This window comes from Zafaria cholistanensis (genome assembly GCF_008580665.1).
Classification (GTDB): Bacteria; Actinomycetota; Actinomycetes; order Actinomycetales; family Micrococcaceae; genus Zafaria; species Zafaria cholistanensis.
Genome location: NZ_BKDJ01000034.1, coordinates 1 through 1,448, shown reverse-complemented (window position 1 = coordinate 1,448; position 1,448 = coordinate 1). Strand labels below are relative to the sequence as shown.

At 69.8% G+C, this 1,448-nt stretch carries 1 protein-coding gene; it reads right to left on the bottom strand.

The window, feature by feature from the left end; all coding sequences use genetic code 11:
• Window positions 1-1,448 (bottom strand): CoA-acylating methylmalonate-semialdehyde dehydrogenase (locus NCCP_RS14770; RefSeq protein WP_149958046.1); only part of this gene is annotated, 1,448 nt, incomplete at both ends.

The following is a 1,448-nucleotide window of genomic DNA, read 5'->3' as shown; positions in this document are numbered from 1 at the left end:
CGGGAAGCCGAGGTTGAGGCCGCCGTGGCTGGGGTCGAGCCAGCGGCTGGTCACCACCTTGCCGCGGGTGAAGAAGTGCACTCCCTCGGCGCCGTGCGCGTGGGTGTCGCCGAACAAAGAGTTCTTCCATCCGCCGAACGAGTAGTACGCCATGGGCACCGGGATGGGGACGTTGATGCCGACCATGCCGACCTGGACCTCGTTCTCGAAGCGGCGGGCGGCGCCGCCGTCGTTGGTGAAGATTGCCGTGCCGTTGCCGTAGGGGTTGTCGTTGATCAGCTGCAGGCCCTCGTCATAGCCCGGGACGCGGACCACGGAGAGCACGGGGCCGAAGATCTCGTCCGTGTAGATGCTCATCTCGGGGGTGACGTGGTCGAACAGCGTCGGGTTCAGGAAGAAGCCGTCACCTTCGGCGTCGGGGGAAACGTTGCGCCCGTCCAGCACCAGGGTCGCCCCGGCGGCCTCGCCGGCGTCGATGTACCCGGCAACCTTGTCCCGGTGGGCCGCGGTGACCAGCGGGCCCATGTCACAACCGCGCATGCCGTCGCCGACGCGCAGCGTGCGCGTGCGTTCGGCGATCTTGGCCACCAGCTCATCGGCCACGGATTCGACGGCCACGACGGCGGAGATGGCCATGCACCGCTCGCCCGCGGCACCGAATCCGGCGTTGACGGCCGCGTCGGCGGCCAGGTCCAGGTCGGCGTCGGGCAGGACCAGCATGTGGTTCTTCGCTCCGCCGAGGGCCTGCACGCGCTTGCCGTGCGCGGTGCCGCGCTCGTAGACGTACTGGGCGATCGGCGTGGAGCCCACGAAGGAGACCGTGGCGACCTCGGGGTGCTCCAGCAGTGCGTCGACGGCTTCCTTGTCCCCGTGCACGACGTTGAACACGCCTGCCGGCAGGCCGGCCTCCTGCCACAGTTCGGCCATCCAGTTGGCGGCGGTGGGGTCCTTCTCGCTGGGCTTGAGGACCACGGTGTTGCCGGAGGCGATCGCCACGGGGAAGAACCACATCGGCACCATTGCCGGGAAGTTGAACGGGGAAATGATGGCGGCCACGCCGACCGGCTGGCGGACCGAGTGCACATCCACCTTGGTGGAGGCGTTTTCCGTGTAGCCGCCCTTGAGGAGGTGCGGGATGCCGCAGGCGAACTCCACGACCTCCTGGCCGCGGGCCACCTCCCCGAGCGCGTCGTCGAGGACCTTGCCGTGCTCGGCGGTGATGATCGCGGCCAGTTCGCCCTTGCGGGCGTTGAGCAGCTCGCGGAAATTGAAGAGGACCTGCACGCGCCGGGCCAGCGAGGTGTCGCGCCAGGCCGGGAAGGCGGCGGCGGCGGCCGCGACGGCCTGACCGACGGTGGCGGTGCTCGCGAAGGCCACGCGTCCGCTCACCTTGCCGGTGGCGGGGTTGGTGATCTCGCCAAAGCGGGAATCCGCGGCCTGCCCGGCCG